Raw genomic sequence first — 15358 nt, forward strand, 5'->3', positions numbered from 1 at the left:
GGGGCCCGCCCCCGGGCACCCGGGGTCAGCCGACGCGCGCCACGGGCGCCTGCTGCAACGGCACGGGCTTCGGCGTGACCGGGGGCGGCGGCGCGTGCTCCCGGGGGGCGTCGGGAGTGTGCGCCTCCGGCGGTCGGGCCTCCTCCTCCGACGCCGGTGGCCGGGGCTCCGGGCCGCCGCCGAGCCCGGCCGTCAGCCGCGACACCAGTTCCGCGCCGGCGGCCGGCCCCGCGACCACGCCCGGACTCCCCACCATCCCGGGACTCGCCGCACTCCCGGGCGCGGGCGCGGCGCGCCCGGGGCGCCGGCCCGCGGCCGGCTCTTGGCCGGGGTCCGCGCCCCGTGCCGCGCCCGCTTCGGGCACGCGGGCCGAGGTGGCGTCCGTGCCGGGGCCGCCCGCGGGCGGGGCGGCGGGCCAGGTGGCAGCGTCGCCCGTTCCGTCCGGGGCGGGCGGGCCCGCCGTCGGCCCACTGCCGTGGCCCCCGACCGTCAGCAGCCGGGACGGCCGGCGGGGGTGCGTCCCGGCTCGCTGACGTGTCAGGGGTCGGGTCAACGGCCCCGTGCGCGCTGGGACTCATCGGTGCCGGGCCCGGCCGTCGGAGCGGTCGCCCCCTCGGGCTGCGCCGCGGGCGTCGTCCTCCGTCCCCCGGCGGCGGGACCAGCCGGGAACGGCTCGGTCCCCGGCGCGGGGCCGGAGTCCCGCCCGGGCCGCTGCGCGCCCGCGGCGGCGTGCGCGCCGGGCGCCGCCCTTTCGTCTCCCGCGACCGGACCGGTTCCCGCCGGCGCGGACGCCCCTCCCGGCGGGGCCGCGCCCGCGGGCGCGGCCGTTCCGGCTCCCGCGGTCTGCGGGGCGTCGGACGCGCCGGGCGTGGTCGGCCCCTGCGCAGGGGCGGCGTGTGCGTGTGCCCCGGGCGCGGGCGGGGCGTCGCCCGCCGGGGTCGGTGAAAAGTCCGGGCCCGTGCCCGGGTCCGGGTGCGCCGCCGGGCCGGAGGCCGTGGCCGAAGGCGGCGGGGCCGTGCTCGCGGCCGGTGCGTGCGGGGCGTCGGGAACGGGGAGGCGGGCCAGGCCGCAGGGCGTGGCCGGGGTCTCGTAGGGGAGGAGCAGCCAGCCGTCCGCGGTCAGCAGGCCCGTGCCGGGGAGCCAGCCCGGGGGCGCGGGCAGGTGGCGCAGCTCGCGCGTGCCGGGCTGCCACACCGCCGGCCAGTCCGCGCCCTCCGCCGTCGTCACCCGCAGCGCGACCGCGCACGCCTCCGGCAGCAGCACCTGCCCCGGCCGCATCGCGAACGGCGCGACCCGCACGCCGTTCCCCGGGTGCAGCGCCTCGGGAAAGCGCACCGGCCGGTGGCTGCCCAGCACGCCCCACCCCACGCGTTCCTCGCCCGGCGCGTCCGAGCGCACCAGCAGCAGGCCGCTGTCCGGATCGGCGGCCAGCAGGCGGTCGTTGCTGTCCTCGGCGATCCGCAGCAGCTCGGTCGGCTCGCCGCCGTGCTCCACGTCCACGGTCACCGCGCGGGTGCGGCCCGCCTCGTCGGCCCGGTCCAACGCCAGCAGCCGCCCCGCCGCGTCCAGCCACACGCCGCCCGAGCAGCCGCCCGCCAGCACCGTCACCAGCTCGGGCCCGAACGCGCCCCCGCACACCAGCCACAGCGCCGTGGCGGAGCCGTCCGGGCGCGGGGCCAGCGCGTACACCCGCGCGCCGTCGGGCGCGGGCGGCAGCACGGTGAGGAGCTCGCACTCCACGGCGCCCAGCGGGAGTTCGCCCGTCTCGGGACCCGAGGGGTAGAGCAGGGCCAGCAGGTAACGCCCGTCCGCGTGCCGGGCGATGAACACCCGGCCGTCCGCCAGCGGGCGCACCTGCGTGTCCGCCTCCTCCGGCTGCCCCGCCGGAAGCCGGACCGCGTACGGCTCCGGGCCGTCCAGCGTCCAGCGCTCGGGGCACCAGTTCTCCTCGCCGCCGACCCGGACCAGGCGCGCCGCGTAGCCGCCCCGCGCCGCGATCGTCAGGGGCGCCTGCGCCAGGGGCGCGGGGCTTAAGCCCGCCCCACCGGGGCGCGCGCCCTCGGGCGTTGTCATCTCGCTCACTCAGAAACCTCCAGCGAGGACGGTAGATTCGCACGGCCAGCCGAACAACTCGGCGTTGAGCGCCTTCATGCGTAAGGATGACGTTTGCCGGATTCGCGCTCGCGGCGCTCGCCACCTGTGCTTTTCCCTCCCTGCGCGGGGCCGCGCCCCGCCCGCCCCGCCCGCCGCACCCGCCCCGGCCGTTGTCCCCACTCCCGGCTCCCGCGCGCCGCCGGACGGGTAGCCTAAGGCCCGTGCCCGCACTCTCCGACGTGACCGCCGCCCTCGACGCCCTCTGGCCCCGCGAGCGGGCCGAGGACTGGGACGCCGTGGGCCCCGTCTGCGGCGACCCGGACGCCGAGGTGACGCGCGTGCTCTTCGCCGTCGACCCGGTGCGGGAGGTCGCGGAGGAGGCCGTGGCGCTCGGCGCCCAACTCCTCGTCACGCACCACCCCCTGTTCCTGCGCGGAACGACCACGGTGGAGGCCGGGACGTTCAAGGGCCGCGTCGTGCACACCCTGATCCGCGACGGCGTCGCCCTGCACGTCGCCCACACCAACGCCGACCGCGCCGACCCCGGCGTCTCCGACGCCCTGGCCGGGGCCTTGGGCCTGCGCGTGACCGGCCCCCTCGTCCCCGACCCCTCCGACCCCGCCGGGCGGCGCGGCCTGGGGCGGCTGGGCGAGCTGGAAACGCCGCTCAGCCTGGCCGAGTTCACCGCGCTGGCCGCCGCCCGGCTGCCCGCCACCGCCCAGGGCGTGCGCGCCGCGGGCGACCCGGACCGGCCGGTGCGCACGGTCGCGGTCTGCGGGGGCGCGGGCGACAGTCTGTTCGCGCGGGTGCGCGCCTCCGGCGCGGACGCCTACCTGACCGCCGACCTGCGCCACCACCCCGCCTCCGAGGCCCGCGAGGAGTCCCCGCTCGCGCTGGTCGACGCCGCCCACTGGGCCACCGAGTGGCCCTGGTGCGAGCTGGCCGCCGCCCAGCTCGACGCCGTCTCCGAGCGCCACGGCTGGGGCCTGCGCACGCACGTCTCACGCCGCGTCACCGACCCCTGGGGCCTCCACCAGCCCTCCCCGCACGCCACGGACGCCTCGGGTGCCTCTGGCGCCTCTGACGCCCGCCACCTCGAAGGAGCCCCCAACTGAACGCCGCGCCCGCCGATCAGATCCGCCTCCTCGACGTCCAGGGCCTGGACGTCCGGCTGACCCAGCTCGCGCACCGCCGCGAGACCCTGCCGGAGCACGCGGAGATCCGCGCCCTGGAGGGCGAGATCGCGCAGCAGCGCGCCCTGCTGGTGGCCGCGCGGACCGAGGAGAGCGACACCGCCCGCGAGCAGACCAAGGCCGAGCAGGACGTCGACCAGGTCCGCCGCCGCGCCGAGCGCGATAAGCAGCGGCTGGACTCGGGCATGGTCACCAGCCCCAAGGACCTGGAGAGCCTCCAGAGCGAGATCGCCTCCCTCGCCCGCCGCCAGGACGACCTGGAGACCATCGTCCTGGAGATCATGGAACGCCAGGAGACCGCGCAGGCCCGCGCCAAGGAGCTGGCCTCCCGGCTGGAGGAGCTGGAGGCCAGCGCCGCCGAGGCCGTGAGCCGCCGGGACGCCGCCCTGGCCGGGATCGACGCCGAGCGGGAGACGGTGGCCGCCGAGCGCGCCGAGGCCGCCCGGGGCGTTCCCGCCGACCTGCTGAAGCTCTACGAGAAGCTGCGCGAGCAGCAGGGGGGCGTGGGCGCGGCCCGGCTGTTCCAGCGCCGCTGCGAGGGCTGCCGCCTGGAGCTGAACATCACCGAGCTGAACGAGGTCCGCGCCGCCGCCCCCGACGCGGTCGTCCGCTGCGAGAACTGCCGCCGCATCCTGGTCCGCACCCCCGACTCCGGGCTGTGACGCGGCCGATGGGCGAGCTGATCGTGGAGGCGGACGGCGGGTCGCGGGGCAACCCCGGGCCCGCCGGGTACGGCGCGGTGGTGCGGGACGCGGCCAGCGGGGCCGTTCTCGCGGAGACCGCCGCGTTCCTGGGCACGGCCACCAACAACGTCGCCGAGTACCGGGGCCTGATCGCCGGGCTGCGGGCCGCCCACGAGCTGGACCCGGGCGCCGCGGTGCTGGTGCGGATGGACTCCAAGCTGGTCGTCGAGCAGATGTCGGGCCGCTGGCGGATCAAGCACCCGGACATGGTGCCGCTGGCCGGCGAGGCCCGCCGCATCTTCCCGGCCGGGGCCGTGCGGTACCAGTGGATCCCCCGGGAGCGGAACGGTCACGCGGACCGGCTGGCCAACGAGGCGATGGACGCGGGGCGGCGCGGGGAGGCGTGGACGCCGCGCGCGCCGGAGGCCGCTCAGGACGTCGCCGGGCCCGCCGTCGTTCCCGAGCCCGAGCCCGAGCCCGGTCCGCCGCCGCCCGCCGTGGGCTGGGGTCCGCGCACGGGGGCGCCCACCACCTTCCTCCTCCTGCGCCACGGCGAGACCGCCCTCACCCCCCAGAAGCGCTTCTCCGGCAGCGGCGGCGCCGACCCCGCCCTCTCCGAGACGGGGCAACGCCAGGCCGAGGCCGCCGCCCGCGCCCTGGCCGGGCTGGGCGTGCAGGCCGTGGTCAGCTCCCCGCTGGCCCGCTGCCGCCAGACCGCCGCGCCCGTCGCCGCCGCGCTCGGCCTGGACGTCCGGGTCGAGGAGGGCTTCCGGGAGACCGACTTCGGCGACTGGGAGGGGCTGACGTTCGCCGAGGTCCGCGAGCGTCACCCCAAGGACCTCGACGCCTGGCTCGCGGACCCCGACGCCGCGCCCACCGGCGGCGGGGAGAGCTTCAGGGCCGTGGCCCGCCGCGTCGCGGTGGCCCGCGACAAGACCCTGGCCCGCCACCCCGGCCGCACCGTCCTCGTCGTGACGCACGTCACGCCCGTCAAGTCGCTGCTGCGGCTGGCCCTGGAGGCCCCGCCGCTGGCCATGTTCCGGATGGAGCTGGCCCCCGCGGCGCTCTCCGAGGTCGCCTACTACCCCGACGGCAACCCCTCGGTCCGCCGCTTCAACGACACCTCACACCTGCGCCTGGGCCCGCCGCCAGCGCCGGTGCGCTGACCCCGAGGCGCTGACCCCCGACGCGCCGTCAGACCTCGGTGACGATCACGTCCAGCCCGCCGGGGCCGTTCCCCCGGCCCTTGCCGGGGCCGTTCGCCGCGCCCGGCCGTTCCTCCGCGCGCCAGCCCAGGTCACGCAACGCCCCCGCGACCCGCCCCGCGCCGCGCGGCAGCGGGCCCGCCTCCAGCAGGTCGCGCAGCAGGCGGCCCTTGGTGGCCTTGTTGAAGTGGCTGACCACCGACCGCTTCTCCACCCCGCCGACGATCCGCGACTGGAGCACCCGCACGTCCACCGTCCGGCGGGCCGTCTCCCCGGCCGGGCGCCACATCGCGGCGTAGGCCGAGGACCGCAGGTCGAGCACCGGGCCCGCCCCGGCCGTTTCCGTCAGCTCCTCCGCCAACGGCCCGCGCCAGAACGCCCCCAGCGCGCCGACGCCCGGAAGCCGCACGCCGACCGGGCAGCGGTAGGCCGGGACGCGGTCGGTGATGCGCACCGCGCCCCACAGCCCGGAGAACACCAGGAGCGAGGCGCGGGCCCGCCGCCGCGCGGCCGGGCTCAGCGTGGCCAGGCCCAGCGCGTCGAACAGCACGCCGGTGTACACCTCGCCGGCGGGGCGGGCCGGGGCCTCGCGCAGCGCGGCGTTCCGCGCGACCTCGCCGCGCTGGCCCTCGCTGAGCCCCAGCACCTCGCGGGCCTTGCCCTCGTCGCCGGCGCACAGCGCGATCAGCTCCCCGAGCACGCGTTCCCTGGCGGCGGTCAGACCGGGCAACGACAGCCTGCCGAGGTCCACCGGAGCCCCGGACGTTCCCTCGGCCTTCCCCTCGGAGGGCGGCAGCAGTACGAGCACGGCCAGCAGCTTAGGGCCTGTCCGGTGGATCTTTCCGGGCCCGCGCCGCCTGGCACCGCACCTCGCTGCGTTGTCGAATCGCCCAAGTACGCCCAGTACGAGGGCGAATCTCCGCCTTGCGATGCACGGCGCCAGACGACGCGGGCTGATCCGAAAAGATCCACCGGACAGGCCCTGGGCCCTGGCCGGGGCGCCTCCGGCCCGCCGGTCCGGCTACCATGGCCAGCACGGCGGACGAGCCGGCCGGGCGGTCGCGTCGGGGTCCTCGCGGACCCCGCCGAGGAAAGTCCGGGCTCCGCAGGGCAGGGTGGTAGGTAACGCCTACCTGGGGCGACCCACGGGAAAGTGCCACAGAAAGCAAACCGCCGGGGCCGTGGCCACACGGCACCCGGTAAGGGTGAAACGGTGGTGTAAGAGACCACCAGCGCCCAGGGTGACCTGGGCGGCTCGGTAAACCCCACCCGGAGCAAGGTCAAGAGGGGCCGCGGCCAATGCGGCCCTGCGCGGATGTCCGAGGGCGGCCCGCCCGAGTCCGCGGGTAGACCGCACGAGGCCGGTGGCGACACCGGCCCTAGATGGATGACCGCCTCCCCCGGCCCCGCGAGGAACCGGGGAGACAGAACCCGGCTTAGAGGCCGACTCGTCCGCCGCTTTGCGCTCTGACCTGCGGGGGAGTGCCCCCGCGGGGCTGTGACCTGCACCTATGGTTCTTCCGCCGCCTCGCGGGGACTTCCGGAGCCTTCCCTCATTTACCGTTCCGGAGCCCCCTCAGAACTCCCTCAGCCCCCTCACGGCTCCCTCAGCACCCCCTCAGCGGGGCACCCGGAGAGCCGGGAAATGAGGACCGCCCCGGCCGGTGAAGACCGGGGCGGCCATGGCCCACCCGGGGCGCGCCTCCCAACGCGGATCCCGGGGGGCCGTCCCTGCCCCCCTCGGTGCGCCAGGCGGTGACGCGTGTAGCGACCACCCAAACGCGGTGAGACTACATGTCAGTACAGTTACCGGCCAGACGTCCGGCATGCTCTCGCGCGCCTTGCCGCCCGAACGCGCCGCCTCCGGCCCGGAAAGCCATCCGGCCGCCCGGCCCCCTCACAGGGCACCCCCGGGTGCCTCGGACACCTGGCAGTCCGCCGCGCACGCCACGAGGTCGAGGCGGCCGAGGACGTGGTGGTGGACAACGCCCGCGGGCCGCCGCTCCTCCGGCGGCAGACCCAGGAGGCGCCTGCCGCAGACGGAGCAGTCGACACCCTGGATCTGCGCGAGGGCGAGCGTCGCGACAAGGTAGGCCACATCCGGTCCGTCCGGCACCTGTTCGGCGGTATCGCCCGTAGGCTGGTCCATGCCGCGCTCCCTCGAAGCGTTGGCCATGCCCCCGGGCCGGTCGCACGGCCGCGGGGGTCCACGTGGGTGTATAGCTCCCTGTAGCAGTATGGAGCACAGGGGAGCTTCCCGCCGCTGCACGCAGCTATACACCGCTTTACGTTGCCCGCATGGATGACGAGCTGGGCGGCCCCCTTGACCTGACGGGCCCCGAGTACGTCTACGTGCAGATCGCTGAGCGCATCGCGGCGCAGATCGCGGCGGGCCGGTTCCCGCCGGGCGCGCGCCTGCCGTCGGAGCGGGAGCTGGCGGAGCGGTTCGGGGTGTCCTACGGCACGGTGCGGCGTGCGACGGACGAGCTGCGCGAGCGGGGCCTCATCCGCACCGTCCACGGCCGCGGCACCTACATCACCCAGCCGCCCGCAGACGACGAGGGATAGGCGTGGCCTTCGGCGCTGACCGAACGCTTCCGCTCGGGCCGGGTGGGGCGTACCGTCTGGGGTTCCTGGGGGGCCGTGGCGAGCCCCGGTCTTGACCGGCCGGGGTTTCGTCGCGCTCGGGTGCCTACGCCGTCTCGGTGTAGCCGCTGAGGGTGCGGTCGCAGGCGACGCAGTAGCGGGATCGCTCCCAGGCGGCGAGGGCCTCGCGGGCTTCTTCCACGCGGTAGCGCACCCGGATCGCGAGGCCGATGCCGACCATGATGGCGACGAGGCCGAGGAGGATCGACGCGCCGCCTTGGAGGCAGAGCACGACGCCGGTCGCGCCGATGAGTGCCGGAATCCAGTACTGGGCCTCGGGGACCTCGGGCGGGGCGACTATGCCGCGGGTGGCGGCTTCTTTCGGCAGTGATTCGAGCAGCCGGCGTTTCGTCCACACGTTGCACGTTCCGTCCCCGCAAGGCCTGTCGGCCATCTCCCGCTCCCTCGTTGTCGGTTCGTCGACAAGGGGACGCTACGGGGCCGGGCGGGTAGCGGGCCAGTCATGTCCCGGACACGCCACGGCCCGCCACCCCGGAAGGGTGGCGGGATTCAGGCGTCACGCTCCTCCCGCCAGCGGGAGGTCTTGGTAGACGAACTCGATGCGGTCGGCTGGCGCGGTGACGCGCAGTAGTTCGAGTACGCGGCGCTCCGGGTCGCGGGTGATCCGCTCAACGGTCAGCAGGGGCACACCGGACCCTGTGCGCATGAGGGTCGCCTCTTCGCGGGTCGGCATCCGCCCGCGCAGAACTTCGGTGGCAGTGGCGGGGGTCAGCCCTGACTCTGCCAGGGCGCCGTAGACCCCTCCCGTGATCTTCGTCTTGCGGTCGAGGTCGGCCTGGCTCGCGACCTCCGGCGGGTACCACGCCTGTTGCACTTGCTGGACTTCGTCCGCGATGCAGGCGTGGCGCAGTCGGTAGACCACCTCGGTGCCGGGGGCGACCCCCAGGAGATCCGCGGTTTCGCCGCCTACCGGGCGCTGGTCGACGAGTACGGTCTTCATCTCGCCTTCAAGGCCCTGAGCTGCCAGTGCGGACTCCCAGGGCCCCTTGCTGCCGCCTGCCGCCAGCACGCCGCTGTACCGGCTGAAGGGGATGCGGATGCGGGTGAAGTCGCGGACGGTTGTGGGGCGCTTGCCGCGGCCGGGGTTCACGAGCCCCTCGGTGACGAGCACCTTGATGGCTTCTCGCACTGGCCTACGTGACAGCCCGTACCGCTGCACCAGCGCGTCCACGGTGGGCAGCGGGGCCCCGGGCGCGTAGGTGCCGTTCCTGATCAGCCGGCGGAGTTCGTCTGCCAGTTCGTTGTAGTCCTTCAGCCGTTCGGTCACAGCCTCTCCTCCTCTCGGCATTCGCGGCGCGTCTGAGCGTCACGAGTTAAGCATGAGAGGGCCCCCTTGACAATAAAGGGTCCCCTTCTGGATAGTGGTCCCACTTCCGCTGGATTGGGTCGCGGTCCAACGAGAGACGGCCCTCGGTGTGTCACCACCGAGGGCCGCGATTGGGTCGCGAACAACCCGGCGAACCGACTCCACTGCCCTAACAGGGAGGCCGATTCACATGCAGGATCCCACATCCCACTCTGACGGGCGCGTGAGCCCCGCCACTAACGCCCCACCTCTGCCCCGCGACGCGTGGGGCTTCCTCACCACCCCGCTCCACGACCTCCTCGACGCCGCGAACGCCACCACCCGTACCGTCGAGCCCCGCCCCCGCTTCCTCGGCGGCATCTTCCCCGCCCCCAACGGTCACCGCCTCGACCTCCCCGGCGACCTCGCCCCGCTGGAGCGCGACATCGTCGCCCGCGGCCTCCTCGCCGCCTGGTACGGAATCGACACCACCAACTGGCCTACCCCCCTGGCCATCACGCCGGAGGTGGCCCGGTGACCGCCTTCCGTGACCCGCACGTGTCGGTGCTGTCCGACGCGGACGCCGCGTCCACATCCCGCCGCGCCGCCAGCGCCCGCGCCAACACCACCATCGGCGACGCGATCGACACCTGGCGCGCCAACCTCGTCACCACCTACTACGCCACCCGCGACCACGGCGTGCGGCAGCAGCTCCTCGTCGACGCCGCCGAGTACGGCCTCAACCTCCCCGGCGAGCCCTCCCTGGTCGCCGAGCTGGCGCCCGCCCGCCGCAACGGCTGGGAGGTCGCCGCGTGAACACCCAGACCGGCACCACCCCCTGGTGGTACGACCGCCTCAACGGCCTCGCCAACAGCATCGACCTGTGGACCGGGCGCAGCGGACGGCCCCTGACCGGCCCCGAGGTCGCCGGGCACCTCGACGCGGCCCGCGACCTGCTCGACAGCCGCGGCTGGGGCTCCACCCGGCAGGCCCGGGTCTACCGGGCGCTCACCGCCACCTCGACCGGCGTGCACGACACCGACAGCCGGTCCGCCGCCGCGGCGCTCCTGGACCTGGTGCAGCAGGCCCGCACCGGGGCGGGCAGCCCCGTCGACTACGAGGCGTGGGAGGCCCGCGCGGGCCGCACCTGGCGCGAGGTCGAGGAGCTGCTGGCCGAGGCCGCCCAGTACGCCCGCGAGCACGGGCCGGCGGGGGGTGCGTGATGGGCCGTAAGCAGCAGCCCGCGCCCGCGTTCTCCGCGGCCGAGGAGACCCGCGCGGACGGCCTCGCCCGTCGGGTCGCCGAGATCCGCTCCACCCCCGGCCACCCCTCCGCCCCCTCCCTGCCGTACTACCAGTCGGCGCTGCGGGACGCGAAGAACAACGCCGCCGCCGGCCACCCGACCGCGATTCTCACCGAGTGGGAGGCGTGATGGCCGACACCACGCCCGCCACGGCGCAGCAGGCCGCGCAGGCAGCGGCCCGGGCCGAGGCGATCCGGCGCAAGACCGCCGCCGAGTTGCAGCGGCACGGGCAGGCCATGGCCGCCCTCACCCGCCCCCGCACCCGCTGACCGCCCCCCTGCCCGTCCCGGACGCCCATCCGGGACGGGCACCCAACCCCGGCCAAGCCACACCGCCTGACGGCTGACCGATCCGCCCGACCCAGCACCCCGGGCGGTGAGGAGAACCGCCAGCCCCGCACCCGACTTGGAGACCCCGTGTTCGCTCGACTTGACCGCCGCTGGCGGGACGCCCGCACCCTCGAAGACCTCGCCGGCCTGACTGCGCTGTGGCTGGAGGGCGGCCTGCGCCGCCACCCCAACGGCTACAACCAGCCCGACGAGGAGACGCGCGACCTCATCCCCGCGCTGGCCGCAGCCAACCGCGCGGGCTATCTCACCGACAACAGCCAGCCCGGATGCGACGAACCCGGATACGACGGGGCCCGCTGGCAGCAGCGCGCCGCCATCGAGGGCTGGGTCGCGGACCGGGCGCTCCTGCACCGCCTGGAGCGGGCCGCCCGGAACGCGGGCCTCCTCGTCTCCACGGACGGCGGCCCCATCGCCGTGACCCGCCGAGACGGCCGCCCCTACACCGCGTTCGGCGCCCGCATGTCCCGCCGCCAGATCAGTCACGCATGGCGCGGCCTCCACCCCGCCGCCGTCGGCGCCTTGGCCGACGCGACCCACCTCACCATCGTCGACCCCGAGTGGGGCCCCCACACCCGCCTGTGGGACGCCCTCAACGCCGCCACCCGCTGACCCGAGAAAGGACCCCCGATGTCGCCCCCGCTGGACCTGGTCGCGGTCGCCGGAGCCGTCGCCCGCCGCCTCGACGGCGTGCACCCCGCGATGCTGCCGCTCCTCACCCTCATCGCGACCGCCGCCACGATCACCGCCGTGCCCCTCGTCGCCCTCACCCTCACCCTCGCCTGCCTGCGCCGCGCCGCCATCGCCACCGCCAACTGGCAGCCCCGCCGCCGCGTCCCCGCGCCGGCCCGCGCCCAGACGGGAGGGATCGCGCTGTGAGCACCCCCACCCTCAACGGCACCCGCCGCGACGAACACGAGCACGCCCCCGACATCGACCTCGTCGCCGCCGCCGAGGCCGAGGCAATCCGCACCAAGGCCGAAGCCGAAGCCGAACGCCGCCGGATCGAAGCCCTCGCCGCCGCCGAGGCCGAGAAGATCCGGGCGCAGGGCGAGGCCGCCGCCGCGCGCCTCAAGGCCGAGCAGGAAGCCGAACGGCAGCGCATCCTCAACGAGCAGAAGGCCATGCAGCTCGAAGAGCGCAAGGCCGCGCACGAGGCGAAGATGGCCGACCTCGCCCGGAAGAAGGAAGAGGCCGACCTCACCGCAGCCCGCCTCCGTGAAGAGGCCGACACCGAGGCCCAGACCGAAGCCGAGCGGGCCGCCGAACAGCAGCGCGCCGAGAAGCTGTGGAAGTGGGGCGCCCGCGGCATCTACCTCGTCAGCCTGATCATCGCCGCCCCCGTGCAGTTCCTCGCGTTCTGGGACGAGGAGCGGCCCTTCCTCATCGCCGCCCCCGCGCTCCTCGAAGGCGTCGCCCTCGTCCTCGCCGCCGGCGCCGCCTGGGCCGTCGCCAACCGCCGCGACGTCCTGCCCTACCGGGTCGGCATCATGCTCGGCGCGCTCATCGCCGCCGCCATCAACCTGTGGCACGGCCTCACCGACGAAGCCATCGGCCTCAACGCCGGGCTCATCGGCGCCCTCGCCTCCCTCGGCGGACCCGTCGTCCTCATGGCCTACGAGCACGGCATCGCGCAGAAGGCCGACGGCATCCCCTCCTGGCGTGAGCGTCGCGCCGCCGCCCGCGCCAAGGCCGCAAGGGAAGCCGAGCGGGCGGCGAAGGACGCCGAGAAGGAGACCCAGGCCGCCGCTGCCGAAGCCGAGCGGGCGGCGAAGGAGAAGGCTGCCGAGGAGGAGCAGAAGCGCCGGGACGCCGACCGCCAGCAGCAGCACCCCGAGGTGTGGAAGGTCGCCGACGCGATGCGCTCCGCCCAGGGCGCGCCCGTCGTCAGCGAGCGGATCTGGGCCGACGCCTGGTACCACGTCACCGGCTCGAAGGTGGTCGGCATCACGCCCGAGATTGAGGCCCGCAGCCGCGCCGCGCAGGCCCGGATGAAGGCCGCTACGCAGGGCATCTACGCGGGCGCGTTCCCGCAGGTCGATTCCCAAAAGGAACCCAGCCCGAAGAGGGACCCCGGCGCCCCCGACGGGCGGCGCTTCAACGGCGGCACTCCGCCCCGCCGAACCCCCGGCGACACCCCGCCCTACAACCCCGCCGCGAAGCGGCAGGCCGCCATCGAGCAGACCCGGAAGGAGACCGCGCAGTGAGCGCCGAGCAGATCCCCGCGGGCGGGACCGTGCACTACCTCGACCGCCACCGGCCCACCATCGTCCTCGGCCGCGAACAGCCCGCAGCCGCGGTCGAGCGCCTGCCGGACGCGGCGCCGCGTGAACCCGCGTGGCTCCGCGCCGGACGCGCCGCCGCCACCATCAGCCGCACCACCGGCCTCGGCGCCGGCACCGCACTCCGCCGCGCCTGGCACTACCAGGCCGCAGGCGACCTCACCGGGCAGATCCGGAAGGCCGAGATCCTCCGCGATCTGGCCGCCACCGTGGAGGAGCGGAAGGCCCTCGACGCCGAGCTGGTGCGGCTGCGCGCCGAGCGGCAGATCGTGCGCGCCGCCCGACGGCGGGAACACCGCGCCACCGCGGCGGGCACCGCTGCCGGGGTCGTCGCCGTCGCCGTCCTGGCCGCGCTCGCCGGCCTGATCGTCCTGCCCGCTGCCGCCGCCAGCCTCGGCGGCGCCGCGTGGATTGCCGGGCGCCGGGAGCTGGCCCACCGCCGCGAGGCTGCCGCGCTCACCGCGGGCCCCGGCGACGACGAGCCGGACGGGCCCCTCGCCCTCGAACCGGCCCCCGGCCGCCCCGGCGTCTACACCCCCGACATGCTGCCCAACGGGAAGCCGTTCCCCATCGGCCATGCCCACACCGACGTGGAGGCCGCCGAGTGCATCCTCCGCGCGCTCATCAAGGAAGGCATCCCCGTCGGCGACATCTCCGGCGTGGAGCGCACCGTGTGGGGCTGGCAGTGCGAGGTCCGCGTCACCGAAGGCACCCCCGCCGCGATCATCACCCGGTCTGATGACCTGGAGACCCTGTTCGACACCGCGCAGGGCTCCGTCCGCGTCCAGCCGTCGGTCGAGCGGCGGGCCCGCGCGAAGCTCCGCATCATCCTGTCCGATCCGTTCGCCTCCGCGCCGCCGCCCGAATACCGGGCACCCGGCTCCATGTCCATCACCGACCGGGGCCGCATCGGATCATCCATCGACGGCGACCCGCTGCTGGTCACCCTCGCCGGCGTCATGGGCGAGGCAATCGCCGCGTCCGGCGGCGGCAAGACCGGCATCCTCCAGGCCCTCGCCGAGATCACCACCGCCTGCCGCGACGCCATCACCATCGACCTCGACCCCGCGGGCGACGGCCTCGAAGACCTCGGCCCCGCCGCGCGCCTCCAGGGCCGCACCCACGAGCAGATCGAGCACACCCTGCTGTTCCTCCTGATGCTGGCCAAAGCCCGCGCCCGGCTGCGGAAGCACCTCGGCATGGGCCGCAAGTGGGCCGCCAGCCGCGAGCACCCGGCGATCGTCGCGTTCATCGACGAGTACCCCAAGCTGTCCAAGCTCGCGAAGCGGCTCGCCTTCGAGCTGCTGCTCGTCGGCCGCAAGGAGGCCATCACCGTCATCCTCGCCTCCCAGGGCGGCACCACCGTCTACCTGGGCGAGAACATCGCGCAGATGCTCGCGCTGAAGATCGTCGGCCCGTGCAAGGTCGTGGACACCCGCGCCGTGTTCGGCGACGGCGCGGCGGCCGAGGGCTGGCTGCCGCACCGCCTGTCCCCGGCCACGGCCACCGACTCGCGGGACGCCGGCCACGTCTACGCCCAGGGCGTCCCCGGCATGCAGGACGCCCCCGTCGAGTACAAGATCCACGAGCACCCCAAGGGGATGCTGGCCCGCCTCGCCGACGAGCGCCGCGACGCCGGGCTCCTCGACCCCGACGCCGACTCGCTCACTGCCATGGCCGACGTCGACCTGCCCGACTACGTCGAGCCCGAGTACGACAACGAGGGCAACATCCGCAGGCCCGCGCCCGTCGAGCTCCTCACCTGGGAGCAGCTCCTCAGGTTGTGCGAGGCCGACCCGCCGGCGGCCGAGGTCACGCCGGTGACTCGGGAACGCCAAGCGGTCCGCGCCGCCCTGGACACGCTGAAGACGCAGGGCCTGGACCGATTCCGCGTCGAGACCATGGCCGAAGCGCTGGCGACGCGCTACCCGGACCTCTTCGACGGCCTGACGGCCGATGAGCTGGGGCGGCTGCTGCGCGACGCCGGCTGCGGCACCACCGTGTCGATCGGCGCCGTCGACGGCCTCGCCAACGCCCGCGGCTACCGCCGCGACGCCCTGGAAGCCGCCCTGTGAGCGCGCCCGGAACCTCCCGGTATGTCACCCGCTCGGCGGGGTGCTCAAGGGTGCTCCGCCGCAGGTCAGAGGGTGCTCGACCCCCCGCTCGCAGGGCGCTCGCGGCCCGCTCGCCGAGCACCCCCCGAGCACCCACCTGAGCGGCCCTGACCTGCGGAAACGCAAAACCGAGCACCCTCTGAGCGCCCCCGCAAACCACTACAAACCGATCACCTGACAGGAGG

At 75.5% G+C, this 15358-nt stretch carries 18 protein-coding genes and 1 other RNA gene; 14 read left to right on the forward strand and 5 right to left on the reverse strand.

What is annotated here, in order from left to right; all coding sequences use genetic code 11:
* Positions 1-549 precede the first annotated feature (549 nt).
* Entirely contained in the window at positions 550-2073 is a 1524-nt protein-coding gene (locus RM780_RS03825; protein WP_311629183.1) for a hypothetical protein, read from the reverse strand.
* A 242-nt stretch (positions 2074-2315) separates the two neighbouring features.
* Here RM780_RS03825 and RM780_RS03830 point away from each other — a divergent pair, with 242 nt between their 5' ends.
* From RM780_RS03830 to RM780_RS03840, 3 genes are read left to right on the forward strand one after another with little or no spacing between them, the layout of a single operon-like run.
* Positions 2316-3209, forward strand: a complete 894-nt coding sequence (locus RM780_RS03830; RefSeq protein WP_311629014.1) for a Nif3-like dinuclear metal center hexameric protein — start codon at positions 2316-2318, stop codon at positions 3207-3209.
* A complete protein-coding gene (locus RM780_RS03835; protein ID WP_311629184.1) occupies positions 3206-3949 on the forward strand; it encodes a zinc ribbon domain-containing protein in 744 nt (247 codons plus the stop codon). Before RM780_RS03830 ends, RM780_RS03835 begins: the two co-directional genes overlap by 4 nt.
* 8 nt (positions 3950-3957) lie before the next feature.
* A complete protein-coding gene (locus RM780_RS03840; protein ID WP_311629185.1) occupies positions 3958-5136 on the forward strand; it encodes a bifunctional RNase H/acid phosphatase in 1179 nt (392 codons plus the stop codon).
* A gap of 28 nt (positions 5137-5164) precedes the next feature.
* Here RM780_RS03840 and yaaA read toward each other — a convergent pair whose 3' ends face one another.
* Entirely contained in the window at positions 5165-5983 is an 819-nt protein-coding gene (yaaA, locus tag RM780_RS03845) for a peroxide stress protein YaaA (protein WP_311629015.1), read from the reverse strand.
* A gap of 235 nt (positions 5984-6218) precedes the next feature.
* Here yaaA and rnpB point away from each other — a divergent pair.
* An RNA gene (gene rnpB, locus RM780_RS03850) (RNase P RNA component class A) lies at positions 6219-6630 on the forward strand.
* Positions 6631-7072: 442 nt separating this feature from the next.
* On the opposite strand, the gene RM780_RS03855 is transcribed toward rnpB, so the two are convergent.
* A complete protein-coding gene (locus tag RM780_RS03855) occupies positions 7073-7324 on the reverse strand; it encodes a hypothetical protein (RefSeq protein ID WP_311629016.1) in 252 nt (83 codons plus the stop codon).
* Between the two features lie 149 nt (positions 7325-7473).
* On the opposite strand from RM780_RS03855, the gene RM780_RS03860 reads away from it, so the two are divergent.
* The gene (locus RM780_RS03860) at positions 7474-7743 is read left to right on the forward strand and encodes a GntR family transcriptional regulator (RefSeq protein WP_311629017.1); all 270 of its coding nucleotides are present in this window, start codon (positions 7474-7476) and stop codon (positions 7741-7743) included.
* A 124-nt stretch (positions 7744-7867) separates the two neighbouring features.
* Here the strand turns inward: RM780_RS03860 and RM780_RS03865 are convergent, their stop codons facing one another.
* Positions 7868-8179 carry a hypothetical protein gene (locus RM780_RS03865; RefSeq protein ID WP_311629018.1) on the reverse strand — a complete coding sequence of 104 codons (312 nt, stop codon included), beginning with the start codon at positions 8177-8179 and terminating at the stop codon, positions 7868-7870.
* A gap of 159 nt (positions 8180-8338) precedes the next feature.
* Entirely contained in the window at positions 8339-9109 is a 771-nt protein-coding gene (locus RM780_RS03870) for a GntR family transcriptional regulator (RefSeq protein ID WP_311629019.1), read from the reverse strand.
* A gap of 262 nt (positions 9110-9371) precedes the next feature.
* Here RM780_RS03870 and RM780_RS03875 point away from each other — a divergent pair, with 262 nt between their 5' ends.
* From RM780_RS03875 to RM780_RS03915, 9 genes are all read left to right on the forward strand, one after another.
* Positions 9372-9665: a hypothetical protein gene (locus tag RM780_RS03875; RefSeq protein ID WP_311629020.1), complete on the forward strand. Its 294-nt coding sequence runs from the start codon at positions 9372-9374 to the stop codon at positions 9663-9665.
* The gene (locus RM780_RS03880; RefSeq protein ID WP_311629021.1) at positions 9662-9943 is read left to right on the forward strand and encodes a hypothetical protein; all 282 of its coding nucleotides are present in this window, start codon (positions 9662-9664) and stop codon (positions 9941-9943) included. The genes RM780_RS03875 and RM780_RS03880 overlap by 4 nt, the downstream gene beginning before the upstream one ends.
* On the forward strand, positions 9940-10350 hold the full coding sequence (locus RM780_RS03885; protein ID WP_311629022.1) for a DUF6197 family protein: 411 nt from the start codon (positions 9940-9942) through the stop codon (positions 10348-10350). Before RM780_RS03880 ends, RM780_RS03885 begins: the two co-directional genes overlap by 4 nt.
* Complete coding sequence (locus RM780_RS03890) at positions 10350-10559, forward strand: hypothetical protein (RefSeq protein ID WP_311629023.1); 210 nt, start codon at positions 10350-10352, stop codon at positions 10557-10559. Before RM780_RS03885 ends, RM780_RS03890 begins: the two co-directional genes overlap by 1 nt.
* Positions 10559-10699, forward strand: a complete 141-nt coding sequence (locus RM780_RS03895; RefSeq protein ID WP_311629024.1) for a hypothetical protein — start codon at positions 10559-10561, stop codon at positions 10697-10699. Before RM780_RS03890 ends, RM780_RS03895 begins: the two co-directional genes overlap by 1 nt.
* Positions 10700-10846: 147 nt before the next feature.
* The gene (locus RM780_RS03900; RefSeq protein WP_311629025.1) at positions 10847-11389 is read left to right on the forward strand and encodes a DUF6919 domain-containing protein; all 543 of its coding nucleotides are present in this window, start codon (positions 10847-10849) and stop codon (positions 11387-11389) included.
* 18 nt (positions 11390-11407) lie between these two features.
* Positions 11408-11656 carry a hypothetical protein gene (locus tag RM780_RS03905; RefSeq protein WP_311629026.1) on the forward strand — a complete coding sequence of 83 codons (249 nt, stop codon included), beginning with the start codon at positions 11408-11410 and terminating at the stop codon, positions 11654-11656.
* Positions 11653-12984 (forward strand): hypothetical protein, encoded by a 1332-nt coding sequence (locus tag RM780_RS03910; protein WP_311629027.1) that lies wholly within the window; start codon positions 11653-11655, stop codon positions 12982-12984. Before RM780_RS03905 ends, RM780_RS03910 begins: the two co-directional genes overlap by 4 nt.
* A complete protein-coding gene (locus tag RM780_RS03915; protein WP_311629028.1) occupies positions 12981-15134 on the forward strand; it encodes a hypothetical protein in 2154 nt (717 codons plus the stop codon). The genes RM780_RS03910 and RM780_RS03915 overlap by 4 nt, the downstream gene beginning before the upstream one ends.
* Positions 15135-15358: the final 224 nt, after the last annotated feature.

This window comes from Streptomyces boetiae (assembly GCF_031845405.1).
Classification (GTDB): domain Bacteria; phylum Actinomycetota; class Actinomycetes; order Streptomycetales; family Streptomycetaceae; genus Streptomyces; species Streptomyces boetiae.

What these genes read in the sequence shown, in the direction of transcription:
- RM780_RS03825 (WP_311629183.1), bottom strand. Translation starts at nt 2,073, where the DNA reads ATGACAACGCCCGAGGGCGCGCGCCCCGGTGGGGCGGGCTTAAGCCCC.
- RM780_RS03840 (WP_311629185.1), top strand. Translation starts at nt 3,958, where the DNA reads ATGGGCGAGCTGATCGTGGAGGCGGACGGCGGGTCGCGGGGCAACCCC.
- RM780_RS03855 (WP_311629016.1), bottom strand. Translation starts at nt 7,324, where the DNA reads ATGGACCAGCCTACGGGCGATACCGCCGAACAGGTGCCGGACGGACCG.
- RM780_RS03860 (WP_311629017.1), top strand. Translation starts at nt 7,474, where the DNA reads ATGGATGACGAGCTGGGCGGCCCCCTTGACCTGACGGGCCCCGAGTAC.
- RM780_RS03890 (WP_311629023.1), top strand. Translation starts at nt 10,350, where the DNA reads ATGGGCCGTAAGCAGCAGCCCGCGCCCGCGTTCTCCGCGGCCGAGGAG.
- RM780_RS03895 (WP_311629024.1), top strand. Translation starts at nt 10,559, where the DNA reads ATGGCCGACACCACGCCCGCCACGGCGCAGCAGGCCGCGCAGGCAGCG.
- RM780_RS03905 (WP_311629026.1), top strand. Translation starts at nt 11,408, where the DNA reads ATGTCGCCCCCGCTGGACCTGGTCGCGGTCGCCGGAGCCGTCGCCCGC.